General features: G+C 64.5%; 24 protein-coding genes and 3 tRNA genes. 19 read left to right on the plus strand and 8 right to left on the minus strand.

All coding sequences use genetic code 11. The features are described from left to right. Positions 1-28 precede the first annotated feature (28 nt). Positions 29-1,471, minus strand: a complete 1,443-nt coding sequence (locus tag KNN17_RS02185; protein ID WP_241707310.1) for an NCS2 family permease — start codon at positions 1,469-1,471, stop codon at positions 29-31. 115 nt (positions 1,472-1,586) lie between these two features. Between KNN17_RS02185 and KNN17_RS02190 the strand changes: the two genes are divergently transcribed. Continuing rightward, a complete protein-coding gene (locus tag KNN17_RS02190; RefSeq protein ID WP_241707311.1) occupies positions 1,587-2,249 on the plus strand; it encodes a copper resistance CopC family protein in 663 nt (220 codons plus the stop codon). Here the strand turns inward: KNN17_RS02190 and KNN17_RS02195 are convergent. Beyond that, a complete protein-coding gene (locus KNN17_RS02195; protein WP_372489604.1) occupies positions 2,246-2,974 on the minus strand; it encodes an FAD-binding protein in 729 nt (242 codons plus the stop codon). The genes KNN17_RS02190 and KNN17_RS02195 overlap by 4 nt on opposite strands. 390 nt (positions 2,975-3,364) lie before the next feature. On the opposite strand from KNN17_RS02195, the gene KNN17_RS02200 reads away from it, so the two are divergent. Together KNN17_RS02200 and KNN17_RS02205 are read left to right on the plus strand one after the other, a co-directional pair. Then, positions 3,365-4,417: a universal stress protein gene (locus KNN17_RS02200; RefSeq protein WP_241707312.1), complete on the plus strand. Its 1,053-nt coding sequence runs from the start codon at positions 3,365-3,367 to the stop codon at positions 4,415-4,417. 39 nt (positions 4,418-4,456) lie between these two features. Next, on the plus strand, positions 4,457-7,240 hold the full coding sequence (locus KNN17_RS02205; protein WP_241707313.1) for a PEP/pyruvate-binding domain-containing protein: 2,784 nt from the start codon (positions 4,457-4,459) through the stop codon (positions 7,238-7,240). A 1-nt stretch (position 7,241) separates the two neighbouring features. Here KNN17_RS02205 and KNN17_RS02210 read toward each other — a convergent pair whose 3' ends face one another. After that, positions 7,242-7,796: a metallopeptidase family protein gene (locus tag KNN17_RS02210; protein WP_241707314.1), complete on the minus strand. Its 555-nt coding sequence runs from the start codon at positions 7,794-7,796 to the stop codon at positions 7,242-7,244. Between the two features lie 159 nt (positions 7,797-7,955). Here KNN17_RS02210 and KNN17_RS02215 point away from each other — a divergent pair, with 159 nt between their 5' ends. Both KNN17_RS02215 and KNN17_RS02220 read left to right on the plus strand, forming a co-directional pair. Then, on the plus strand, positions 7,956-9,008 hold the full coding sequence (locus tag KNN17_RS02215) for a LacI family DNA-binding transcriptional regulator (RefSeq protein ID WP_241707315.1): 1,053 nt from the start codon (positions 7,956-7,958) through the stop codon (positions 9,006-9,008). Between the two features lie 48 nt (positions 9,009-9,056). Then, a complete protein-coding gene (locus KNN17_RS02220; protein ID WP_241707316.1) occupies positions 9,057-9,977 on the plus strand; it encodes a carbohydrate kinase family protein in 921 nt (306 codons plus the stop codon). A 73-nt stretch (positions 9,978-10,050) separates the two neighbouring features. Here KNN17_RS02220 and KNN17_RS02225 read toward each other — a convergent pair whose 3' ends face one another. After that, a complete protein-coding gene (locus KNN17_RS02225) occupies positions 10,051-10,974 on the minus strand; it encodes a DMT family transporter (protein WP_241707317.1) in 924 nt (307 codons plus the stop codon). A 264-nt stretch (positions 10,975-11,238) separates the two neighbouring features. On the opposite strand from KNN17_RS02225, the gene KNN17_RS02230 reads away from it, so the two are divergent. From KNN17_RS02230 to KNN17_RS02270, 9 genes are all read left to right on the plus strand, one after another. Continuing rightward, positions 11,239-11,311, plus strand: a tRNA-Glu gene (locus KNN17_RS02230). Between the two features lie 100 nt (positions 11,312-11,411). Beyond that, a tRNA-Asp gene (locus KNN17_RS02235) sits at positions 11,412-11,485 on the plus strand. A gap of 50 nt (positions 11,486-11,535) precedes the next feature. Then, positions 11,536-11,611 (plus strand) — tRNA-Phe (locus KNN17_RS02240). A 196-nt stretch (positions 11,612-11,807) separates the two neighbouring features. Then, complete coding sequence (locus KNN17_RS02245) at positions 11,808-12,281, plus strand: Asp23/Gls24 family envelope stress response protein (RefSeq protein WP_241707318.1); 474 nt, start codon at positions 11,808-11,810, stop codon at positions 12,279-12,281. After that, positions 12,278-12,469, plus strand: coding sequence for a DUF2273 domain-containing protein (locus KNN17_RS02250; protein ID WP_078106814.1), 192 nt, complete (start codon positions 12,278-12,280; stop codon positions 12,467-12,469). The genes KNN17_RS02245 and KNN17_RS02250 overlap by 4 nt, the downstream gene beginning before the upstream one ends. Further along, the gene (locus KNN17_RS02255) at positions 12,466-12,849 is read left to right on the plus strand and encodes a hypothetical protein (protein WP_241707319.1); all 384 of its coding nucleotides are present in this window, start codon (positions 12,466-12,468) and stop codon (positions 12,847-12,849) included. The genes KNN17_RS02250 and KNN17_RS02255 overlap by 4 nt, the downstream gene beginning before the upstream one ends. After that, positions 12,846-13,559 (plus strand): DUF6286 domain-containing protein, encoded by a 714-nt coding sequence (locus KNN17_RS02260; RefSeq protein ID WP_241707320.1) that lies wholly within the window; start codon positions 12,846-12,848, stop codon positions 13,557-13,559. The genes KNN17_RS02255 and KNN17_RS02260 overlap by 4 nt, the downstream gene beginning before the upstream one ends. Beyond that, positions 13,556-14,167 carry a hypothetical protein gene (locus KNN17_RS02265; protein ID WP_241707321.1) on the plus strand — a complete coding sequence of 204 codons (612 nt, stop codon included), beginning with the start codon at positions 13,556-13,558 and terminating at the stop codon, positions 14,165-14,167. Before KNN17_RS02260 ends, KNN17_RS02265 begins: the two co-directional genes overlap by 4 nt. 200 nt (positions 14,168-14,367) lie before the next feature. Beyond that, positions 14,368-14,673: a hypothetical protein gene (locus KNN17_RS02270; RefSeq protein ID WP_078106810.1), complete on the plus strand. Its 306-nt coding sequence runs from the start codon at positions 14,368-14,370 to the stop codon at positions 14,671-14,673. A 115-nt stretch (positions 14,674-14,788) separates the two neighbouring features. Here the strand turns inward: KNN17_RS02270 and KNN17_RS02275 are convergent, their stop codons facing one another. Beyond that, positions 14,789-16,537, minus strand: a complete 1,749-nt coding sequence (locus KNN17_RS02275) for a glycoside hydrolase family 13 protein (RefSeq protein ID WP_241707367.1) — start codon at positions 16,535-16,537, stop codon at positions 14,789-14,791. 239 nt (positions 16,538-16,776) lie between these two features. Here KNN17_RS02275 and KNN17_RS02280 point away from each other — a divergent pair, with 239 nt between their 5' ends. The 5 genes from KNN17_RS02280 (at position 16,777) to KNN17_RS02300 (ending at position 21,483) form a co-directional block, all read left to right on the plus strand. Beyond that, complete coding sequence (locus KNN17_RS02280) at positions 16,777-18,057, plus strand: ABC transporter substrate-binding protein (protein ID WP_241707322.1); 1,281 nt, start codon at positions 16,777-16,779, stop codon at positions 18,055-18,057. Positions 18,058-18,144: 87 nt separating this feature from the next. After that, on the plus strand, positions 18,145-19,164 hold the full coding sequence (locus KNN17_RS02285; RefSeq protein WP_241707323.1) for a carbohydrate ABC transporter permease: 1,020 nt from the start codon (positions 18,145-18,147) through the stop codon (positions 19,162-19,164). Beyond that, the gene (locus KNN17_RS02290; RefSeq protein WP_078106806.1) at positions 19,161-20,036 is read left to right on the plus strand and encodes a carbohydrate ABC transporter permease; all 876 of its coding nucleotides are present in this window, start codon (positions 19,161-19,163) and stop codon (positions 20,034-20,036) included. The genes KNN17_RS02285 and KNN17_RS02290 overlap by 4 nt, the downstream gene beginning before the upstream one ends. Further along, positions 20,033-20,305: a hypothetical protein gene (locus KNN17_RS02295; RefSeq protein ID WP_241707324.1), complete on the plus strand. Its 273-nt coding sequence runs from the start codon at positions 20,033-20,035 to the stop codon at positions 20,303-20,305. The genes KNN17_RS02290 and KNN17_RS02295 overlap by 4 nt, the downstream gene beginning before the upstream one ends. 119 nt (positions 20,306-20,424) lie before the next feature. Next, positions 20,425-21,483, plus strand: coding sequence for a LacI family DNA-binding transcriptional regulator (locus KNN17_RS02300; RefSeq protein ID WP_241707325.1), 1,059 nt, complete (start codon positions 20,425-20,427; stop codon positions 21,481-21,483). 34 nt (positions 21,484-21,517) lie between these two features. Here KNN17_RS02300 and KNN17_RS02305 read toward each other — a convergent pair whose 3' ends face one another. The 3 genes from KNN17_RS02305 to KNN17_RS02315 form a co-directional block, all read right to left on the minus strand. Continuing rightward, positions 21,518-22,387: a hypothetical protein gene (locus tag KNN17_RS02305; protein ID WP_078106804.1), complete on the minus strand. Its 870-nt coding sequence runs from the start codon at positions 22,385-22,387 to the stop codon at positions 21,518-21,520. Between the two features lie 33 nt (positions 22,388-22,420). Beyond that, positions 22,421-23,227, minus strand: coding sequence for an exodeoxyribonuclease III (locus KNN17_RS02310; protein WP_241707326.1), 807 nt, complete (start codon positions 23,225-23,227; stop codon positions 22,421-22,423). Between the two features lie 64 nt (positions 23,228-23,291). Then, positions 23,292-23,861 carry an HdeD family acid-resistance protein gene (locus KNN17_RS02315; protein ID WP_241707327.1) on the minus strand — a complete coding sequence of 190 codons (570 nt, stop codon included), beginning with the start codon at positions 23,859-23,861 and terminating at the stop codon, positions 23,292-23,294. Positions 23,862-23,878 lie beyond the last annotated feature (17 nt).

The following is a 23,878-nucleotide window of genomic DNA, read 5'->3' on the forward strand; positions in this document are numbered from 1 at the left end:
CGGAGGGTGTCCGGTATTCCGGAAAGGCTTATTTGACTCCCAGGAGTTCCTCGACGGGACCGATCCCGAAGAACAGCAGGAACGCCGCGGCCACGGCCCACATGAGCGGATGGACTTCGCGGGCGCGGCCCTGGAACGTGCGGATCAGGGCGAAGGAGATGAACCCGGCGCCAAGGCCGTTGGCGATCGAGTAGGTGAACGGCATGAGGGCCATGGTCAGGAACGCGGGAATGCCGACGCCCCAGTCCTGCCAATGGATCTTGCCCACCTGGGACACCATCATGAAGCCCACCACCACCAGGGCGGGCGCGACGGCCTCGAACGGGACCAGGTTGATGAGCGGGGTGAAGAACATGGCCACGAGGAACAGCAGGCCGGTCACGATCGAGGCCAGGCCGGTTCGGGCACCTTCGCCGATGCCGGCGCCGGATTCCACGAAGATCTGGTTGGAGGACACGGAGGAGCCGCCGCCGATGATCGCGCCGAGGGCGTCCACCTGCAGGACCCGGTCCACGTTGGGGATGTTTCCGTGTTTGTCGATGTTGCCTGCTTCCCTGGCGAGGCCCACCATGGTGCCCATGGCGTCGAAGAAGATGCTGAGCAGGATCACGAAGGCCAGGAGCGTGGCGGCAATGATGCCAAGGTGCTGGAACGCGCCGAAGGGGTTCGCCTTGCCAATGAGGGACAGGTCCGGAGCGGCCCACTGGGTGAACTTGGGCGCCACCAGGGACCAGCCGCGGGGATTGTAGGTCTTGCCGTCGAAGCTCGGTCCGATGTGCAGCGTGAACTCCAGGATGGCCGCGAGGGCCGTGGAGACGATGATGCCGATCAGGATGGCGCCACGCACTTTGCGGACCACCAAGGCGATGGTCAGGACGAGGCCGACGACGAACACCAGGGTGGGCCAGCCAAGCAGCTTCCCGTCGACGCCCAGGCCCAGTGGGACAGTGGTGCCCGCGGCGTCCGGGATACGGCGTACAAAGCCGGCATTGACCAGGCCGATCAAGGCGATGAAGAGGCCGATGCCCACCACGATCGCGGTCTTCAGGGCCTCAGGTACCGCTTTGAAGACCGCGGTCCGGAATCCGGTGAGCACCAGGATCAGCATGGTGAGGCCCGAAAGCATCACGAGGCCCATCATGTCGGGCCATGTCAGGCCCGGGTGTGAGGCAATCGTGACTGCCACGAAGGCGTTGACGCCCAGCCCGGTGGCAATGGCGAAGGGATGCTTGGCCCAGGCTCCCATGAGGATCGTCAGGATGCCGGCGACGAACGCCGTGGTGGCGGCGACGGCGGCGAAGCCAAGGGAATTGCCGCTCGAGTCCGTCCCGGAGAGGATCAAAGGATTGAGCACCACGATGTAGCTCATGGCAAAGAAGGTCGCGAAGCCGCCTCGGATTTCTCGCGAATAGTTGGATCCGCGTTCCGAAATCTTGAAGTAGCGGTCGATGGCTGAGCCCTGTTTGAGCATGGGGGTCTCCGGGGATCGGGGAAGTGTGCTCTCAAATCCTATGCCCGCGGCTTAGGTCCTCCCGTGAATTCGCCTAGTCTGTAAGGAATCCAACATCAAAGGGAGTCATTCGCTCATGCGCCCTATCCGCCAGCTGCTGGCCGTCGTCGTCGCTTTCACAGCGGTCCTTTTCTCTGCCGCCCTGTTCTCGGCAGCACCCGCCTTCGCGCACGACACGGCCGAGTCAACGTCACCGGCCAACGGCTCAACGGTCGCCAACGTTCCGGACTCCGTGTCCGTCACGTTCAACAACCGGCCGCTCCTGCTCGGCTCACAAATCCAGGTGAACGACTCCTCAGGCCGGAACTGGGCAGATGGGTCCGTCGAGATTGTGGACACCGTGGTGTCGCAGAAGCTGCGGGCGGGCGCGCCCGCCGGAGCCTTCACCGTCGTCTGGCGGGTTGTCAGCTCGGATTCGCACCCCATCGAAGGCACCTTCACCTTCACTGCCAAGGCAGGAAGCACGACGGCGGGCGGAGGTTCTGCGAGCACGGCACCTTCGGTGGAGGTGCCCACCGCCGGCACTGCCGCGCCGGGTTCCACGACGACGCCGGAGAAGGTGCCCGATGCCTCCCAGCCGTTCCCGTGGAGCATCGTGGTCTTCGCGGTGGTGGCCGCCGGCCTGCTGGTGTTCCTGGGCGTTACCGCACGGCGCAGGCTGGCAGGTGGAGATTCCGGTGAATCCGATGATGAAGAGGATTCTGAGGACGAGCCCGGCAGCCTGGAGAAGACGCCCTAGGCCAGCGCAGGAATTGCTGCAAAGGTGCCGGTGAGGGCCCCGTGGACGCTGTCCGGGTGGACCTTGGCGGAAATTGCCTGTCCCACCACTTTGGCTTGGCGCAGGACTTCCTTTGGCGTGGGTGTGGCAAGTTCGCCGACTCCAACCAGGTACATTCCCATTGCGCGCATGGCCGCGACGAGGTTCTGGCCGATCGCGATGCCAAGCTCGGCGAGCATTCGCCGCAACTGGCTCTGTCCACAGCGGGTGACAACGACGTGGTCAGCCAAAAGCACTCCATTGGCGGTGTGCACGGCCCATTGGTAGGAGACAACGCCCGGGGCTGCCAAGGCCTCCGTTGCAGGATCCTGTCCGGTCGGGTTGGAAAGCCCGGAGTCGGAAACCACAGCTCCGGAAATCACGGTCCCCGCGGCGGCCTCGTCCAGGCGATCGAGGCGGACAGCCCGCGTGCTGCTCCGGACGTCGAGGCCGTGGCTGGCTGCGTAGTTGCGCAGGTGCCTCAGGATTTCGCTGCGCTCTTGGAGGCACGCGGCGTCGGCGGCGTCGCAGCGCTGCAGGATACCGGTGTTGAGGGACTGCAGGGGGCCGGGGACATACATTCCGTCCACCACGATGGCATCTACTCCGTAGCGGCTGAGTTCGCTGGCCACGGCCAGTCCGGGCATGCCGGCACCGATGACCACGGCGGTGGTGCGTTCCGTACTCGCAGCAGGCATGGTTGACACAGCTTGGCTCCTCTTTGAAGGTGCGTTGCCGAAGGCAACACCGGGGGTCGGCGTCCGGGTCCCCAAGCGGTCGCGAATGATGGCCGTTGATGTGTTGAAAAACACTATCCCCGGTCACCAGTGCCTCGAACATTACAGAAGAAATCGCGTGGTGGATAGCCCCGGCATCGGCATGTCTGCCGCTGCGTTTTTCCCGCCACGATTCGGTGGATTTCCACGCCCCGGGCGGGTTTCCACATACGCTTCTTCCGGCTTGATTCGGCCCTTGCAAACGAGAATAGTGAGCATTGGAGACCGCAACTCACGGCAGGCGCGCGAGAAACACGTTGTGGGCGCGGGCTCTGGCAGAATAGCCGCAACATCAGCCAGCAGTGCGAGGAGGCAGGCCCCATGGACCAGCACGGCAAACACTCTGAGAGCCATCGAGCAGAGACCGAAGGCAACGGAGAGGAACCGTCCATTGCCCCGGGTGGAATTGTGGTGGGCGTTGACGGCAGTGAACACGGCCAGTGCGCCCTCCTTTGGGCAGCGCGCGAGGCCGAACGCAGGCAGCTTCCCCTGCATGTAGTCACGGCTTACTCTGTGCCCATCTTTGCGGCTTCCGGCCTGGACGGCGGCTATGCGACAGTGGATGACTCCGTTATCCGGGAAGGCGCCGAGGCCATCGTCAAACAGGCCCTTGAGAAGGTCTCGGGCTACGCCATCGACGTCGATGGCTCGGTGGAGAACGGAGATGCCTCCGGCGTGCTGCTCGATCTGTCCGAAACGGCCGAGCTCCTGGTCTTCGGCACCCGGGGACGGGGCGGGTTCGTGGGCAGGCTCCTGGGCTCCGTGAGCAGTGCCCTGCCGGCGCACTCCAAGTGCCCCACCGTGACCGTCCCGCTCTTCTGCGCAGACCGGTTCGGTGAAACCACAGAGGACAAGCACATCAAGGCCGAGCGCGCGAAGGCCGGCCCCCACGTCATTGAGAATGTGGTGGCCGTCGGCGTGGACGGCTCGGAACAGGCCCGCGTTGCCGTCTTGGAAGCTGCGGAGCAGGCCCAGCGCATGGGAGCGAAGCTGCGCGTCATCTGCGCCGTTCCCGAGTACAGCGGCTCGTTGGCGTGGGTTCCGGCACCCCTGGACAGGGAAGCGCTCTTCAAGGACATCAGGGTTCAGCTGGACGCGGGCTTGGCGTGGCTCAAGAGCCACTTCCCCAAGCTTCCGGCGGAAACACAACTGCTGGACGGTGCACCCGTGGAAGTCCTCGTGGAGGTGAGCCGCGGCGTCGAACTCGTGGTGCTGGGGACGCGCGGGCGGGGAGGCTTCGCAGGGATGCTCCTCGGATCGACGTCGGATGGAGTGCTCCACCATGCCAAAGGGCCCGTGCTGGTTGTTCCCGACCGCGAGGATCCCAGGCTGGCCGACCGAGTCAACTTCGGTCCCATGCTCGGCGCCGCATAAGCGGCACGGCCAAGGACCGGTGAACGCAGGCGGACGGCAATGGCGGAGCACGCACAGCCCGGGGAAGGCCCGCGCCTGATCGTCGAGTTGCGCCGGATCCGGGCAACCATGCTTCCGGAAGTCGGGGGCAAGGCGGCCAATCTGGGCGAAATGATCTGGGCGGGACTTCCGGTCCCGCCCGGTTTTTGCCTGACCACCGAGGCTTATCGGCGCGCGCTTCAGCCTGATGGAAGTCCCGAGGCAGCCCTCAAGGACGTTTTTAGTGGCCTTGAGGCCGTGGACCCCGGCGACCTTGAGGGGCTCGCTTCCCTCGCGGCCCGCGCCAGGGAAGCAGTGCTCGACGCCGGCATCCCGGCAGAGGTCGAAGGAGCCGTCCGCTCGGCCTACTCCGCGCTGGGCCAGGAAGTCCCCGTCGCAGTCAGGTCCTCTGCCACCGCCGAGGACCTGCCCTTTGCGAGTTTCGCCGGACAGCAGGACACCTACTTGAACGTCGTGGGGATCGACGCCGTGCTGCAGGCCGTCGTGAAGTGTTGGGCTTCCCTATGGACTGACCGGGCGGTCAGCTACCGTGCAGGCAACGCGATCGATCACGCGACGGTGGCGCTCGCCGTCGTCGTCCAACGGATGGTGGACGCTGAGTCTGCCGGAGTGTTGTTCACCGCCAATCCGGTGACCGGGCGGCGCCGCGAGGCGGTGATCGACGCCAACCCCGGCCTCGGCGAGGCTGTTGTCTCGGGTTCCGTGAATCCGGACCACTTTGTGGTGGATTCGCTCACCGGCAGGATCACGGAACGAATGATCGGTGACCGGAGGCTGGTGATTCGCGCCGTTTCCGGCGGTGGAACCGAAAGGCTCTATTTGTCCGGAACCTCCGACGCGGCCGCGCAGGATCAAACCGCCGGGGATGCCTGCCTTGCCGACTCCCAGATCAGGGCGCTCGCTGTCCTTGGCCAGCGCGTCGAGGAGCATTACGGAGCACCGCAGGACACTGAATGGGCCATCGATGGCGAGGGCAAACTGTGGCTCACCCAAGCCCGGCCTATCACCACGCTCTACCCGCACATGACCCGGCAACCCGCAATCCCCGGTCCCCACGCGTACCTTTGCTTCAGCCTCGCCCAAGGCCTCACCCGTCCCCTGACTCCCCTGGGGCTTGCCAGCATCAGGCTCATGGGATCATCGGTAGCCGTCGCCGCGGGATTCCGCGTTCCCGAACCACGGGATGGCCCTTCGCCTTATTACGAGGCGGGGCAGCGGATCTATTTCGACTTCACTTCGGTGCTCCGGAGCAAGGCCGGGCGGGCCGTCGTGCCCAGGATTTTCGACGTCATGGAATCACGGTCGGCCGCAATCATGCGCGAGCTGTTCGATGACCCGCGATTCGCGCTCACCAGCAAGACGCCTTTCAAATTGCTCAGGCACATTGGCCCGATCGTGCTCCGCTTCCACCTTCCGGAGACACTGCTGCGCGCGCTCTTTCGGCCGGACGCTGCCCTCGACAAGGCGGAACGGCTGGGGGAGGACCTGTATGCAACGCATGAAGTCCCCGCCGATGCCACCCCCCGTGAAAAGCTGGACCGCGCCGAGCGGATACTGCGCGAAGAATTGTTCCCGATACTGCCCAATATTCTGCCCCCGGTGGCGCTCGGCTTCGCGATGATCGGGCTGGTCCGGAAGCTACTTGGCGAACAAGCCTCCTGGGGTGAGCTCCAAACCATCATCCGCGGCCTGCCCAACAACGTCACCACGGAAATGGACCTTGCGCTATGGCGGCTTGCGGCCAGCATTCGTGACGATCCCGCTTCCTCGGAGGCATTCACCGGCGGGGATCCAGCTGTGCTCGCGGAGGGGTATCGGAACGGCGGGCTGCCGATCGTCGCGCAATCGGGGCTGGCCTCCTTCCTGCGTGACTACGGGCACCGGGCCGTCGCCGAAATCGACCTGGGCATGCCCCGTTGGTCCGACGACCCGACCCATATCATCGGAGTCCTGGTCAATTACCTTCGCCTCGACGATCCCCGCCTGGCGCCGGACAAACAGTTCGAAAAAGCAGCGCGCGACGCCGTGGAGCAAGTCGCGGTGCTGGTGGCACGTGCGCGGTCCAAGAGTCCGCTTCACGCCAGGATCGTGAAAATGGCACTTGAACGGACGCGCATGTTTGCGGGGCTCCGCGAGATGCCCAAGTATCATCTCGTACGTGGCTTCGCCGCAGTGCGTGCCCAGGTTTCGGAGGTCGGGGAGGCCTTGGCGGACGCGGGAATCATCGATGACGCCGGTGACGTCTTTTTCCTGGATTTCAACGATGCCCGCAATGGCTTGGACGGCAAGGATCTCCACGAAGTAGTGGCCCAGCGGCGCGAGGCGTACGAGCTTGAACTCAAGCGCCGCCACGTGCCTCGCGTCCTGCTCTCCGACGGCACCGAACCGGAAGCGCTGCCCGCCGGTTTCCTTCGCCACGAGACGGTGGCTGCAGCTTCGGGCAGCACAGAGAAGGGGAGCGCACTGCCGGACGGCCTGCTGCACGGAACCCCTGCTTCGGCGGGAACGGTGACGGCAGTGGCCAGGGTGATCATGGATCCGGTGGGCGCGCACCTCGAACCCGGCGAAATCCTGGTGGCACCCTCCACGGATCCCGGCTGGACGCCCCTCTTCCTGACCGCCGGGGGACTTGTGATGGAGATGGGCGGCCCCAACTCCCACGGAGCTGTTGTCGCCCGTGAGTACGGGATTCCCGCCGTCGTCGGCGTCCCGGATGCGACCTCCCGGGTCAGTACGGGACAAACGATCACGGTGGACGGGGCCACGGGGACGGTGGCTATCTAGCCTATCCCCAGCCGAGCTCGTGCAGGCGGTCCTCGCCGATGCCGAAGTGGTGGGCGATCTCATGGATCACGGTGATGGCAACCTCGTCGATCACTTCCTGGCGGGACTCGCAGATATCCAGGATCGGCTGCCTGAAAATGGTGATCCGGTCCGGGAGGGAACCGGCATCCCACCAAGAGTCCCGTTCCGTCAAAGGCACCCCCTCGTACAGGCCAAGGAGCACGGTGTCCGGGTCCTCTCCGGGCTGCGGGATGTAGTCGTCCTCGATGAAGATGGCCACGTTGTCCATGGCCCGCGCCGCTTTGTCCGGAATGAGGAGCAAGGCATCACTGACTGCCGCCTCGAAGTCTTCCGGCGACATCTCGAAAGGAACAGTGGCGAACTGCGCCGCCCCGGAACCAGCCCCGGAACCCGCCCCGGAACCAGCGCCAGTACCCGCCCCGGAACCAGCGCCAGTACCCACCCCGGAACCAGGGAGAGGGGAGGAAATGCGCGGGCCGCCGGGGGCATCGCCGTCGGGAACGATCGGCAGGCCGGGAGGAAAATTCACGGGCATGTTCTGACTCTAGTCCGCGGCCCGGTCATTGACGCACGATGTGCTGGCAGCTACAGTTTTCCGTGCTGGTAATTCGTATAACCAAGCCCCAGGTTAAGCCCGGCCAAGCGTGCGGATCCTGTGACAAGCCCCCGAAGTTTCGAGCAGACAGGCCAGCCCATGACCCGCCCCGGCAGTCGTTCCGGCACGACGATGAACGACGTCGCTGCGGCTGCCGGCGTTTCCCAGGCCACGGTCTCGCTGGTGCTCAACGACGCCGCGGGAACCAGGTTCTCGGAAGAAACCCGGCGCAAGGTCCATGCTGCCGTCCACGAACTGGGGTACCGGACCAACGCCCACGCCAAAGTGCTCCGGGACGGCGTCGCCGGAATGATCGGCTTCGTCGGCGATTTCGTGGCCACTGCGCCATTCGCCGGCAAGATCATCGAAGGCGCCCAGGCAAGGGCTTGGGAGGCCGGACTGCTCCTCCTGGCCGTCAACACCGGCGGCGACAAAGCCCTCGAGGCTGCGTCGCTGGAAACCATGCTGTCCTATAAGGTCGCCGGAGTGGTTTACGCCGCCATGTACCACCGCGTTCTCGACGTGCCGGACGTCCTGGCTGAGCTGCCCGCCGTCGTGCTCAATTCCCGCGACCGATCCGGACGCTTTCCAAGCATCGCTCCGCAAGAGGAGCTGGGCGGCTACATGGCCACCAAACGCCTGGTGGACGCGGGCCACCGGCGTATTGCGATGATCAACATCGGCGCGGTGGACGGCGAGCTTCCTGCCGCCGCCGGACGCCATGCGGGCTATCTCAGGGCACTCAGGGAGGCCGGCCTCGACACCGACCCCCGACTCCACCGGATCGGCGACGGGCATGAATCGGGCGGTTTCGACAATGCCCTGGCGCTCATGACCGGTCCGCAGCCACCCACCGCCATCTTCTGCGCCAACGACCGCACCGCCTGGGGCAGCTACCAGGCGCTGGCCCAGCTTGGACTGTCCATCCCGCACGATGTGTCGCTAGTGGGTTTCGACAACCAGGAAACGCTCGCCCCGCATTTGCGGCCCGGTCTGACCACGCTCGAACTGCCCTTCCTCGAGATGGGCAGGCGTGCCATTGAAGTGCTCCTGGCCGGCGCGGAACGTGATGGCAGTACCGAATACTTTGAATGTCCCCTTGTCGAACGACACTCAGTGGCGGCGCCACTGAAAACGGCTACTAGCTTCTGAAATCCACCACCAACCACTGAATCTCCCCAAGCAAGGAACAGGAAACGCATGAACCACTCGCACCTCGCGTCCGAGCCGCTCGACGTCGTCGTGGTCGGCGAAGCGCTCATCGACATCGTCAACTCGCCCGAAGGGCAGACCGAATACCCCGGCGGCTCGCCGGCGAACGTCGCCTACGGCCTTGGACGGCTCGACGTGAAAGCCGGGCTGCTGACCGCCGTCGGGCGCGATTCCCGGGGCGAGTCCATCGCGGCGCACCTGGCAAGCGCAGGAGTGGTTGTCCTGCCGGGCTCACAATCGCTCGCGAAGACCGCGACGGCGACGGCGGAGATCGCCGCGGACGGTTCGGCGGAGTACACCTTCGACATCGAGTGGAAGCTGGCTCCTGCCGCCCTCCCTTACGCCCCGAAGATCCTCCACACGGGTTCGATCGCCACGTTCCTCGAGCCCGGCGCCGCCGTCGTCAGGACCCTCCTGGAGCAGGCCCAAGGCGGGTGCATCGTCACGTACGACCCCAACATCCGCACCGACCTCCTGGGCAGCCACGGCGAGGCACGGCGCATTTTCGAGGAGCTCGTGCCGCTGACCAGCGTGGTGAAGCTCAGCGACGACGACGCGTTCTGGCTCTATCCGGGCAAGTCCTTGGAAGAGACTGCCAAGCACATCCTGGGCCTCGGAGCAGGCCTGGCCGTGGTGACTCGGGGCGCGCAGGGCTCCCTCATGGCGACGCCGTACACCCAGCTGACGGTTCCCGCGGTGACCTCAGTGGTCGCGGACACCATCGGGGCCGGCGATTCCTACATGTCGGCTCTGATCCTCGGGCTGCTGCTGCGCGGCAGCCAAGGGCTTGCGCCCACGGTCCTCGAACGCATCGGACAGACCGCTTCCATGGCCGCGTCCATCACCGTGGGGCGGCCCGGAGCCAATCCGCCCACGCACCGGGAGCTCCTTGCCGGGATGGCGAGGTAGGACGGCTGGGACGCGACGGCGGCCGGGGCCCGGCCCGGCTTGCTTCCGGGAGCGAGGCCGGACCGTCCGGCTTCTAGCGCGAGGTGATGCTCCGCGAGCGGCGCCGCGTCAGCCCGACGCCTACGAGGCAGATGACACCGCCCACGAGTCCCCAGATGGTGGGGATCTCCTTGAGCACCGCCCAGGAGATCAGGATCGTGGTGCCCGGAACCAAGTAGGTCGTGGCGGCGAGTTTGCCGGCCTCGATGAGGGACAGTGCATAAGCCCACGTGGTGAAAGCGATGGCCGTCGGGAAGATTCCGAGGTACACCAAGCCAAGCGTGGCCGGAAGGGGCGCTGCCTGCACTTCGGTCACCAGCTGGCCGGCCCACGGCAAGCAGCACACTGCGCCCACCATAATGCCAAACCAGGTGGCCTGCGCCGCGGAGAACGTGCGCAGCACGGGCTTCTGGACGATGACGCTTACCGCGGCGAGCACGGCGGCAAGAAGGCACAACAGCACTCCGGCAACATCCGCCGTCGAGCGCTGTCCCGAACCGAGAGCGATCAGGGCAACGCCGCTGAATGCCACGAGGCTGCCGATGATCAGCCAACGCGGAAATCCTTCTTTAAGGATGACGCCGGCGAGGACGGCGATCAGGATGGGCGAGACGTTGATGAGCATGGCGCTGGTTCCGGCATCGAGCATGTGCTCGGCGGCGTTCAGGGCGAGGTTGTAACCTGCGAACCACATGACGCCGTAGGCGAGGATGGGCAGCCATTCGCGGCCTTTGGGCCAGCGCTTGAGCCTGGGCAGGGCGACAATTCCGAGCGCGACGGCGGCAACAACCAGCCGTCCGAGCGTCAGCGAGCCGGGGGAGAAACTGGGTCCCACTGCGCGGATGCCTACGAAGGCGGACGCCCAAAGGACAACGGTGACGACGACGGCGGCGATGCCGAGCTTACTGATGGTCCGGGAGGGAGTGGTCGCCGGAGAGAGGGGGGTGCTTGTGGCCATGATGCCAATCTAGCCCGGGAAGGGCTGGACGGACTGGCGGAATTCGGACGTCTTTCAACAAGAAACCGCCAACTCTGTCGTAGCGGTTTTGAACGGGACGCTGCGTCCCCGTTTGCGTTCCGGTTTTCGCTTCGCGGGAGGCGATTTGGGAATATCCCCGACTATGCTCTAAAGTTTTAGAGTCCAGTTCGGACGAGCGAGAAGCGGGATGCAGGCGGGAAATCGCATTGCGTTGTCGGCCGTCGCGAATTCGGATTGTTCCAGGCCCCCATCGTCTAGCGGCCTAGGACACCGCCCTTTCACGGCGGCGGCACGGGTTCGAATCCCGTTGGGGGTACGCAAGGAACTGGTCAAGTCGGGCTGAAAAGTCTGGTAAGCTGGAAGCCTTGAAAAAAGCGGTGGAGATGCCGCAATCGCGGTAGAGATACTGCAAGCAAGGCCCTGTAGCGCAGTTGGTTAGCGCGCCGCCCTGTCACGGCGGAGGTCGCGGGTTCAAGTCCCGTCAGGGTCGCTCTGATTGCCGGAAGAACTTCCGGCAGTCATGGTGACATTGTCACCTAAGGCTCTGTAGCTCAGTTGGTAGAGCGTTCGACTGAAAATCGAAAGGTCACCGGATCGACGCCGGTCGGAGCCACCACTGGGAAGCGTCAGTTCTTCGGAACTGGCGCTTTTCTTCATTTAACCTGCAGCGGAAAAGCCCTGGATATTCACTTTGTGCGCAAAAGCCGAACATTTCCCGGGGTGATCCAGCAGAATTTCACGGCAAGGGCCGCTTGTCTCCGCCTTCTCTTAGCCACGCGCTAGTGTGGTACTCAAGAGAAGGGGAGGGCTACATGGACCAGCAGGAAAGCTACACCGTGCCTGAACCGGAAGCCGTTGGGGCTCCGGTATCCGAGGACCGGCAAACGGTGGCAGGAAGTGGCCGCACAGTGATCTCGGATTCCGCCGTCGCCAAGGTTGCCGGCATTGCCGCCAGGGCCGTTCCGGGCGTCTATTCCCTCGGATCGGCTCCATCGCGCGCCCTCGGAGCCATCCGCGATGCCGTCGGCAGCCAGGACCATGCCGCAGGTGTCCGCGCCGAGGTCGGAGAGACCCAAGTGGCCGTGGACCTCAATCTTGTGGCCGTCTATGGATACCCTTTGCATGATGTCGCCAACCAGGTCCGCGCGGCCGTCTACCGTGCGGTCGAATCGCTGGTCGGGCTGGAAGTCATTGAGGTCAACGTTGAGATCAACGACGTCTACGTTGCCCCGCCCGTCAAAGCCGGAACAAAAGGCGCATTATCGGAAAGGGAGCCACTCCAGTGAGCATGACTGTTGTCGGGATCGGGATCGGCGCCTTCGTGGCGTTCATGGCCTTCCAATTCGGGCTGTGGGGTTTCATCATTGCCCTTCTCTTCATGGGCATCGGCGCACTCCTGGGCCGCGCCGCGGACGGAAAGCTTGACCTGCGCAGCGTGCTGGATGCCCTCACCGGCCGCCGCTCGTCGTCATGAGTTCCACGGCTGAGGCTGTGCAGCCTGCCGTCTCCCTGGCCGGACACAACCGAATCAGCACCCAGGCCCTCACCACTTTGGCCCAGGCGGCCGCTGCCGAGGCGCTCGGCGTCTCGGCGCAGGATGTGCGCGCCGAGTGGTCGGACGACGACGGCCTCCTGGCACTCTCGATAGCCGCCCCGATCCGTGTGCCCTCGCTGACCGAAGTCCTCAGGGACCCGCTGCGTGTCGAAGGATACGGCGGCACGGTTTGGGACCGGGCCGTCGCTGCCAAGACCGCCATCCTTGAGCGTGTCACCCAGCTGAGCGGTTCCACCCTGAGCCGCGTGGACATCCGGATCAGCGGCGCACGCGTCAGCGAAGGAGCCCGCGTCCAATGAGCCACGCCCAGACCCCGCACGCCCGGCGCAGCCACCCCGACCGCGGCCACCCGGACACTTTGCACGCAGCGGATACGGCCGACGGCGATACCCCCGGCGCCCCGGCACCAGGGACCTCCGACGTCGGCGACCGGATCGACGTCGGACTCCAGCGCATCCTCAAGCGCGAGACCCGCTCCTCCCGCGCCGGAATGGCGGGACTGGCGGCGGCCCTTGTGATTGCGGCCTGTGTCTATGCCCTCCTCGAATCCGCCTTGCGCGCCATCGGCCAGCCGCCGTGGCTCATCGATCCGCAAACGGCCGCTGAGCGGCTCACTGCCCTGCCCGGAGGTACTTCGCCCTTGCTGCTCGGTGCGCTGGGCGGGGTCGTCGCCATGGTTGGGTTGATCTTCTTCTTGAACGCGGTCCTTCCCGGCCGGAAGTCCCGTCACTTGCTTCAGGATCCCCGGGCCGGAGTAGTGGTGGACGACGAGGTCATCGCTTCGGCGCTGGCCCGGGCCGCCCGGACCGCAGCGAACGTCACCCAGGAGCAAGTCATGGTGGTGGTTTCGCAGCGGTTGGTTGTGGTCAACGTCAGGCCCACCTCGGGGGTGCCCTTGCGCGAGGAACGGATACTTGCGGCCGTGGAGGATGAACTTCAAAGGATGGCGCCTTCGCCTATGCCTTCAGTCCGTGTCAATGTCGCGACGTCCGGGGTGATCGGGGCATGAACGGCACTCCGCACGTCCTCAACCGCATCCTGATCGGCATCCTTGGCCTGAAGCTGCTGGCCATTGGCATTCTCCTGATGCTGCTCGCCACGGTTCCCGCCGTCGGGAGGTGGTGGCAGGGCTGGTCCACCGGGCTCTGGGAACACGCCAAGTACCTCTCCGAGCAGACCCGTATTCCGGGACGGGAGGAAAGCTGGCTCTGGATTGCGGCAGCTGCGGTGCTTGTTGTGCTGATCGTGCTCATGGTGGCCTGGGTATCGCAGCAGGGCAAAGGCCGCGCCAACCTCATCGTGTCGGAATACGACGACGCCCGGACCCCTGGCGACGTCAATATCGGAGGCAACCTTGCCGAGCAGGCGCTCAAGGCGGCCCTCGCGGAACGCGCGGACCTCGCCGGCGTAACGGTGGCAACGTACGAGGTCAACGGTCGCCCCGGGCTCCGTGTCCGGGTCCAGCCCCGTCAAGGCGTTTCCCCGCACCTGCTGGCCGCAGACATCTCCCGCCTCGTGGAGGCACTGGACCTGGTAGTCGGGCGGAAGACACCCGTATTGATTCATATCGGGGCCGGAGCGCGCACCAGATTCAGCAAGGCCGAGCGCGTTCGCTGAGCCGACCCGCAGCCGTTGTTAATCGGATGGCTATGTGCTTTCCCAGGCGTTTTGCGTTGCAGGGGTGCGCATTGGGCCATAGTTTGAAGGGTAGGGGGAACTCTTCCCTTTGGTTGGGCTTGCCCGGCCGGCACCGGACCTTGGGTCCGAGTCAAGCCGATGGACCAAAAGCACTTTGGACCAGGAACAAGGAGAAAACCATGAGCGAAGAAGTCAACAACATCAAGCAGAGCGCCGAAGCTGCAGCTGAGCAGGCCAAGCACGTCGCGGGAGATGCCGCGGAGCACGTCAAGGTTTTTGCCGGTGAGGCGGTCGGGAACGCAAAGGAATTCGCCGGCGACGCCGCCGAGCACGTCAAGGAATTCCTCTCGGGCGACGTGGCCGAGAAAGCCAAGGACCTCGCAGGGGATGTTGCAGGAAACGCCAAGGAAATCGCCGGGGACGTGGCCGGGAACGCCAAGGGCCTCGGCTCCAAGATCGCCGGATTCTTCAAGGGTGGCAAGTAGGCTCCACGCCATGACGGCGCGTTCCTGACCCTCTTTGGATACAGAACGGGGCCGACACGCACAACTTGCTGCGTGTCGGCCCCTTTTCCGTGTGAAAGAAGGTCAGGAAGGGATCCTACCGCGTCACGAGATACGCCCCGCTGTCCGGGAGAATCGACGTCCCGCCTGAGGCGCCATCGCTGGACAGTTCCACTCGCAGCCCGGCCGGGACAGGGAGAGCCACAGTGCCCATATTGACCACTACCAGGACGTCCCGGTTGTGGAAGGCCAGGACTCCGTTGGCGGGATCGTGCGCTTCAGCCCACTGGAACGTCCCCGAGCCGAGGCGGTGAGAGCGGCGGAATGCCAGGACTGCGCGGTACAGCTCCAAGGTGGAGCCGCCGACGCCGGCCTGCAGGTCCGCCGCCAGCTCCCCGAACTCTTCGGGCTGGGGGAGCCAGGGCGCCGCGGGTGCCGTGCCGGCAGTAGCGGCGTCGGCCGTACCCGCCGACGCCGCGTCCGAGAACCCGAAGCCGGCTTCAGCGGATTTCCAGGGCAGCGGCACCCGGCACCCATCGCGGCCGCGTTCCACGCCCTTCGTCCGGAAGAATGATGGGTCTTGGCGCGCTTCGGCCGGCAGGGACGTGTGCTCCGGAAGGCCGAGTTCTTCACCTTGGTACAAGTAGGCCGAGCCCGGCAGGGCGAAGGACACCATGGAGGCTGCGCGTGCCCGCGCGAGGCCCAGATCGGCGTCGGGCTGTTCGTCCTCCGCCGCGATTCCCTTGGGGAACGTGGTGGGATCTGCCAGCCCGAAACGGCTGGGGTGCCGGACGGTGTCGTGATTGCTCAGGACCCAGGTGGAGGGAGCCTCGACGGATCCGGCCGCGTCCAACGAAGTTTCGATGGCCACTGCCATGCGCTCCGCATCCCAGCCTGCCAGGAGGAAATCGAAGTTGAATGCCTGCTGCATTTCGTCCTTGCGCACGTACCGTGCCAATCGCTCCGCAGGCTCCACCCACGCCTCGGCAACCAGCATGCGGTCGCCGTCATATTCGGCGAGGACTCTGTTCCATTCGCGGTAGATCTCGTGAACGCCGTCCTGGTCGAAGAAGGGCGACGGCGGGTCCAGCGGTGGCTTGACCTTGTGCTCGACGGCCGTCGCGACGGCCCCGGCGGGGCTGTCGGCAGCGGGGACGATGTGCAGCTTGGCGGTATGCGGTTCGACGGCTTCGCTGTGGGCTCCTGGTGCGGACAAGCCACCTTCGACCATGGCGGCGGCGCCTTCCCAGTCCGGCAAGCCGGCTTCCTTGACCAGGCCGTGGGCAACATCCACCCGGAAGCCGTCAACTCCGCGGTCCAGCCAGAAGCGCAGCACCGAACGCATCTCCTCATGGACCTCGGGATTCTCCCAGTTGAGATCGGGCTGCTTCGTGTCGAAAAGGTGCAGGTACCACTCGCCCGGAGTGCCGTCGTCGTTCGTCAGGCGCGTCCACGCGGGGCCGCCGAAGATGGATTTCCAATTGTTCGGGGCCAAGGCCCCGTCCCCGGAGCCCGGCTTGGAATCTTTGCCCGGGTGGAACATGTAACGCCCGCGTTCGGGGGAGCCGGGGGCGGCAGCAAGGGCTTCGCGGAACCAGGCGTGCTCGTCCGAAGTGTGGTTGGGGACGAGGTCGACGATCACCTTGATGCCGAGGCTGTGTGCCTTCTCCAGCATGGCGTCGAAGTCCTCCAAGGTGCCGAAGAGCGGATCCACGGCCCGGTAGTCCGCTACGTCGTATCCGGCATCTGCCTGCGGCGACTTATAGAACGGGGAGAGCCATACGGCATCCACGCCGAGCTCCTGCAGGTACGGCAGTTTTGCGGTGACCCCGGCAAGGTCGCCCATCCCGTCGCCGTTGCCGTCGGCGAAAGAGCGAGGATAGATCTGGTACACCACGGCGCTTGCCCACCACGCGGAATTGCTGGAACCGGGGGTTGGGATCGGGGAGTGCGGCACTGGATTCCTCTCGACGACATATTTTTGTGTAAACGCTTGCATTACTACCCGGAAGCTTACTAATGTGAGGCTCACCACATCAACCGCGCAGCGGAAATACCTGGTCCACTCACTGAGGAGTTCCCAGCATGAACACACGCAAGTACCTTTTGCCGGCTGCTGTTGCCGGCGTGCTAGCCATGTCCCTGTCCGCCTGTGGTGGCGGCGGTGGCGGCAGCACAGCCTCAAGCGGCGGAGATGCCGCAGCAAACCTCGACGGACGCGGTCCCATCACCTACGTCCAGGGCAAGGACAACAGCAACGTTGTCCGCCCGCTCGTCGATAAGTGGAATGCGGCACACCCGGACCAGAAGGTCACCTTCAAGGAGCAGTCCGACCAGGCGGACCAGCAGCACGACGATTTGGTCCAGAACTTCCAGGCCAAGAACGCCAACTATGACGTCGTTGACGTGGACGTCATCTGGACCGCCGAATTTGCCGCGAAGGGTTGGTTGCAGCCGCTCTCGGACAAGATGAGCATCGATACCTCCAAGATGCTGCCGGCTACCGTCAAGACGGCCACGTACAACAACACGCTCTTCGCGGCACCGCAGACTTCGGACGGCGGCATCCTCTTCTACCGCAAGGACTTGGTGCCCACCCCGCCCAAGACCTGGGACGAGATGATGAGCATGTGCTCCATCGCGAAGTCGCATGGAATCGACTGCTACGCGGGGCAGTTCGCCAAGTATGAAGGCCTCACCGTGAACGCGGCTGAAGCCATCAACTCGGCCGGCGGCACGATCGTTGGCGACGACGGCAAGTCCACCGTGACTTCCGCGGCGGCCAAGGCCGGCCTTAACAACCTGGTCACGGCCTACAAGAACGGAAACATCCCCACCCAGGCCGTGACGTACCAGGAAGAACAGGGCAGGCAGTCCTTCGAAGACGGCAAGCTCCTCTTCCTGCGCAACTGGCCTTACGTCTACAACCTCGCCAAGACGGACGGCTCCTCCAAGGTGAAGGACACCTTCGGGATGGCTCCGCTTCCGGGTAAGAGCGGCCCCGGCGCCTCATCCCTCGGTGGCCACAACCTCGCCGTCAGCGTGTACTCGCAGCACAAGGCGACGGCCAAGGACTTCCTGGCCTTCATGACCAGTGAAGAGACCGAGAAGTTCTACGCCACGCAGGGTTCCCTGGCGCCGGTCATCGGTTCCTTGTACGACGATCCGACCCTGGTCCAGCAGCTGCCGTACCTTCCGGTGCTGAAGACCTCGATTTCGAATGCCGTGCCGCGCCCGGTCTCGCCGTTCTACCCTGCAGTCACCAAGGCCATCCAGGACAATGCCTACGCTGCGATCAAGGGTGACAAGTCCGTCGATCAGGCGATGACCGATATGGACACGGCCATCAACTCGGCCAGCCAATAGCAACACCTCCAGTGAACCTCGGGCGGCTGGCGCTTCAAGCGAACGGCCGCCCGAGGGGCACGCTATCAATTTCCGGAAGGAGGGGAAATGTCCACCCTAGCGCAGCCTAAACGGGCGCCAGAGACACCAAGCCCCAAACCCAAAAAAGGTCAAAAAGAAGTAGGACAGGACCGGGCGGCCACATCGCAAGGCCGGTGGGCGTTCTGGTTGATTTCCCCCGCCTTGGTACTGCTTGCCGTGGTCATCGTGTACCCGGTGGTCAACGCGATTATCATGGCCTTCCAGAAGGACCAGGGCCTTGACCCGGTCACCAAGGTCTTCGTCTCGGGTGGACCCGCCGGCTTCGACAACTTTGTCCACTGGTTGGCCCAGCAATGTGGCTCCGCAGCCTGTGCGCCCGGCACCCTTGGCTCCCAGTTCTGGAGCGCCGTTGGAACGACGTTCTTCTTCACCGTCGTCACCGTCGTCTTGGAGACTGTCCTCGGATTCTGGATGGCCGTCATCATGGCCCGGACTTTCCGCGGTCGCAGTGCCCTTCGCGCTGCTGTCCTGGTTCCGTGGGCCATCCCGACAGCCGTCACCGCCAAGCTGTGGTTCTTCATCTTCGCTTTCGACGGAATCGCCAACAAGCTTTTCGGCACGGCAATCCTGTGGACAGGCAGCGAGTGGCCGGCCCGCTGGGCGATCATCATTTCGGACGTCTGGAAGACCACGCCGTTCATGGCCCTGCTGATTTTGGCTGGCCTGCAGATCATCCCGGCGGAAGTATACGAGGCGGCCAAGGTCGACGGTGCCTCGGCATGGCAGCGTTTCACGCAGATCACCCTGCCGCTCGTGAAGCCGGCGCTCATGGTGGCTGTCCTGTTCCGTGTCCTTGACGCACTGCGCATGTATGACCTGCCGGCCATCATGACCCAAGGCTCGAATGGCACGACGACGTTGTCCATCCTGGTGGTTGACCAAATCCGTCAGGGATTCAACTCAGCAGCGGCGTTGTCCACCATCACCTTCCTCATCATCTTCCTCGTGGCGTTCATCTTCGTTCGTTTCCTGGGAGCGAACGCTGTCGCCTCAGCCACGCCTAAGACCAAGGGACAGGAAAAATGACCGCCGTGAGCTTTGACACCGCGCCCAAGACAGCTGCCCGACGGCGGGAACGCTGGGCGAGCGGACGAACGTACCTCAGCGCTGCGCTCATCTTCATCTGGTGCTTGATTCCGTTCTACTGGATGATCGTGACCGCGTTCCGCGACGTTGGATATACCTTCGACTCGACGCCATTCTTCACCCACGTCACCTGGGACAACTTCACCACGGTCTTCTCGGAGAACCTGGGCAACCACTTCGGCCGGAACCTCTTGAACTCGCTCTTCGTGGCGGGCGTAACCACCGTGGTTGCCCTGCTGTTCGGCGTGTTTGCGGCCTACGCCTTGTCCAGGCTCGAATTCCGCTTCAAATTCCTGGTCCTCGGCTTCGTCCTCGGTGCATCGATGTTCCCGGGCGTGGCCTTGGTGACGCCGCTGTTCCAGTTGTTCACCAACATCGGCTGGTACGGCACATATCAAGCGCTGATCATCCCGAACATCTCGTTCGTGCTTCCGTTGACGGTGTACACCTTGACCTCCTTCTTCCGGGAAATGCCGTGGGAGCTGGAAGAATCAGCTCGAATTGATGGCTGTACACAGGGCCAGGCATTCCGCAAGGTGATCATGCCGCTTGCTGCGCCCGCCGTGTTCACCACCGCCATCCTGGCGTTCATCGCTTCGTGGAACGAGTTCCTCATCGCGAGCCAGCTGTCGAATGACCAGACCAAGACGGTCACGGTGGCTATCGCCTACTTCGCCGGTGCACAAGCCCACCAAGAGCCGTACACCGCCGTCATGGCAGCCGGAACGGTTGTCACGATTCCGCTGGTGATCCTCGTACTGGTCTTCCAGCGCAAGATTGTGGCCGGCCTGACAGCGGGCGCGGTCAAATGACGCAAACTCCTGATTCGGCCGGGCCGTCCCTCGGCGGCCCGGCCAAGGAGCAGAACACGCGGGTGAAATCGGCTGAAGATTTCGACCTCGTGATTGGTTTTCTCGGTTTTTGGGCCTTGGTCCTGCTGGTCATCACGGTGGCCGCCGAACTCACGGCCCAGCCCGCACTGGGCTGGGCCCTGGGCCTGTTGGCAGTGTTGCTGGCCCTGTGGGGAATGCTTCGGCTTCGGCGGCGGCTCCCCGCGCGGACGTCAAGGCGCATCGGTTGAGCAGCGAGCCGAAATAAATAGAGCGGAATCGGCGGAGGGAAACCAGGCGGAATACGCTGGTTATCTGCCGTCTGGGAAGGAACCCCCGGCTTCCGCACGGAATCTTTGAGGGGGCTTGAGTGGCAAAGACGAGTGAACGTTCCCAGCGTGGCGGCCACGCAGGAGCCAGCATTGAGGACGTCGCACACGCCGCAGGCGTTTCCACCGCCACCGTTTCCCGCGCGGTGCGGGGCCTTCCCAGGGTGTCTCCCGCGACCAGGGAAAAGATCCTGCGGGTCGCAGGAGAACTCGGGTACGTGGCGTCGTCGTCCGCTTCCGGGCTGGCTACGGGCCGCACCAGGACAATCGGTGTCCTGGCCCCCTACGTGGACCGTTGGTTCTTCTTCAAGGCGATCGAGGGCGTAGACCGTGAGCTCCACGCCCGCGGCTACAACCTCTCCCTGTTCAACCTGGGCGGGCAGCGCGGAGCGCGGGAACGGCTCTTCAGCAAGACGATGGTCTACAAGCAGATTGATGCACTCCTGGTCCTCTGTATGTCCCTGACCCCCGAGGAAATCGCCGATCTCCAGAGGATCGAAATCCCCTTGGTCATTGTCGGCGGTCCGGTGGAGGATTGCCCCAGCATCGGGATCGACGATTACGCAGCCTCGGTGGAAGCCACCATGCACCTGTTGAATCTCGGCCACCGCGAGATCGCGCTGCTCCACGGCCAGGACGATTCCGACCTGAACTTCACCGTCCCACGACTGCGCGTTGACGGCTTCACGGATGCCATGACAAGCGCCGGCTTTTCCATGCCGCCGGAATGGGACATTTTCGGAAACTTCACCGTGGGCAGTGGCCAGGAAGCCTTCGACGAGCTCTGGAGCAAACCGGGGCCAAAACCGACGGCGATCTTCTGCGCCTCCGATGAAATGGCCATGGGAGCCATGTTGCAGGCGCGGCGCCGTGGCGTCCGCGTACCGGAAGAATTGTCCATCATCGGCATTGACAACCATGAATTCGCCGAGGCCATGGGCCTGACAACCGTGGCCCAGGACCCCGTGGAACAGGGCCAACTGGGCACCCGCATGCTGTTGGACGAGCTGGCAGGGGCCGCAGGGTCCGTGCGGTCCATGAAAGCGCCCCACCGGCTGATTGTCCGTGAGACCACGGGTCCGCCCCGTTCCAAGGACTGACGAGGCCAAGAGCTCCGGACGCGAAGCCGAGGAGCTACGAAGCCCGGGCCAACTGCCTGATGGGGATCCAGCGGGAAGCCAGCCTGCGGTAAGCCGCGGCCGCTCCCGTCATGTCGCCCTCGGCCAGGCATTCGATGCCGAGCCTGACGTCCATGGGTGACTCGTCCGGGTATACCTTGTCCGCCACGGCGCCATAATCCAGCTCGACCATCGACTGCACATGGAACAATTCGAGCCATTCGGTGAGCTGTGTGAGGTCGTCCAGCATGTCCAGGTCCGGGGCGGCGAGGGCGAGGTTGGCTACGGCGAAGCGCGCCCGGTCCAAGGCATCGGTCAGCGAGGCCCAGACCCTCACCGTCAGGATGCGTCCACCGGATTCCACCACATCCTTGCGGTCCGATTCCTGGAAGAGCGAGAACCAGCTGAAGGGGATGCCCCACGTGGAGGCCCGGGTGTGCACGCGCTTCGCGTCGTGACTGGCGTTGATGCGGTCTATGCGTGCCTGGTGCCGGTCGCGCTGGTCCACGGGGATGAGCAGGTCCGCGAGCGGCCCGTGGATACCTTCCATGAGGGCATTGGCAGCCAATCCTGCCCGGATGACCAGCTGGCTGGGGCAGTAAAGCAGCCGGCCGCCGTCGGGGTCGTTCGGATCACCGGTGGGAATCCGCGTGATGCGGACAAGATCGGTGCTGCCGGTGGGGAACGGATCCCCGCCCTTGCGCGTGACCCGACCGAGGGAAGCGAGCAGCTCGGCATTTTCGACGGCGGCCCGCGAACCGCTGCGGGTCCCGCTCGCCACGAGCTGTTGCCGCTGGTCTTCCGGGAATGCCTCGAGTGGTTCATAGACGCGCAACGCTGAAGAGAAAGGCAGCCCAGCCTGACTCCCGTATAGCTTTCCGCTCATCGCGGGCCCGCCTCCTCCGTCAATTGTTGCTGCTCAGTCCGTAAGCTCCACGATCACGGGAGCGTGGTCCGAGGCGCCCTTGCCCTTGCGCTCTTCGCGGTCGATCGACGCCCCGGTGACGCGGGCGGCCAGCGCGGGAGAGGCCAGGACGAAGTCGATACGCATGCCCTCCTTCTTGGGGAACCGCAGCTGCGTGTAGTCCCAGTAGGTGTAGACGCCGGGACCCGGCGTGTAGGCGCGCGCGACGTCGGTGAAACCGGCCCCTTCGAACGCCCGGAAGGCCTCACGCTCGGGTTCGCTCACGTGGGTGAGCGCGTTCGCCCGGAAGTAATCGATGTCCCAGACATCCTCGTCGAGCGGCGCGATGTTCCAGTCGCCCATGAGCGCCACCTGGGTTTCGGGGTTCTCTGTGATCCAAGCGGCGGCGTGTCCCTTCAGGGTGTCCAGCCACTTGAGCTTGTAGGGCATGTGCTCGTCGTCGAGCGAACGACCGTTGGGAACGTAAAGGCTCCACACCCGTACCCCTCCACACGTTGCGGCAATGGCGCGGGCTTCCTGAACAGGATCCTTGCCCGCCTTTCCGAAGGCGGGCTGGTCAACAAAGGTGCGTTCGACGTCGTCGAGCCCTACACGCGAGGCGATCGCCACGCCGTTCCATTGGCTCAGGCCGAAATGGGCAACCTCGTAGCCCATGCGCTCGAAGAGCTCCCACGGGAAGTTGTCGTCCTTGCACTTGGTTTCCTGTATCGCGAGGACGTCGCAGTCACTGCGCTGCAGCCAGGCCTCGACGCGGTCGGCACGTGCGCGGAGCGAATTCACATTCCAGGTAGCTATCTTCACAGCCACTAACTTACCGAACTTGGGCCTTGGCGCATCCCCCCGGGGCGGATTGCTACCGCTGGTGCTAATGGGCGAGCATCACCGAAGAAGAGGACGCGCGCCTGCGGAGCCTGATGCCGGAGGCGATCAACAGAACGCCACTGACCGCGGCGTAGCTCGCGAGGAGCGCCACCACGCCCAGGAATCCGGCTGCCGGATTGACGAGCACAAAAAGTCCGAACAAGGTGGTGACCACTGCCGTCAACATCCAGATCCACCAACCCCTGACCGTTGTCCTGATGTCCCTGGCAAGGATGATTTGCGAGATCCCCAGGATGAGTGCCCAGGCTCCGATCAGGACGCCCAGCGCCGCGGTGGTGATGCCCGGCCAGGAAACGGCCACGAGGCCCGTTGCGACCGAGATGAAGCCACCGATCAGGCTCCAGCGGGAGTGGCGCGCAGGGTCGTAGAAATAGTGGGCCATGTTGGCGAGCCCGTCGGTAATGGCAAACACGCCGAACACGTAGACAAGGGCAAATACCGTGGCTACCGGCAGGGAAGCGACCAGGAAGGCAAAGAGAAGGGCCAAAGCTCCCCGGAAGATGAGCGCCGTTCCTGAATGCTGAAACAACTTGCGTCCCGCGGTGTCGGACATAGGGTCAGTCTAGACCC

It is taken from the genome of Arthrobacter bambusae, assembly GCF_022606295.1.
Taxonomy (GTDB): Bacteria; Actinomycetota; Actinomycetes; order Actinomycetales; family Micrococcaceae; genus Arthrobacter; species Arthrobacter bambusae_A.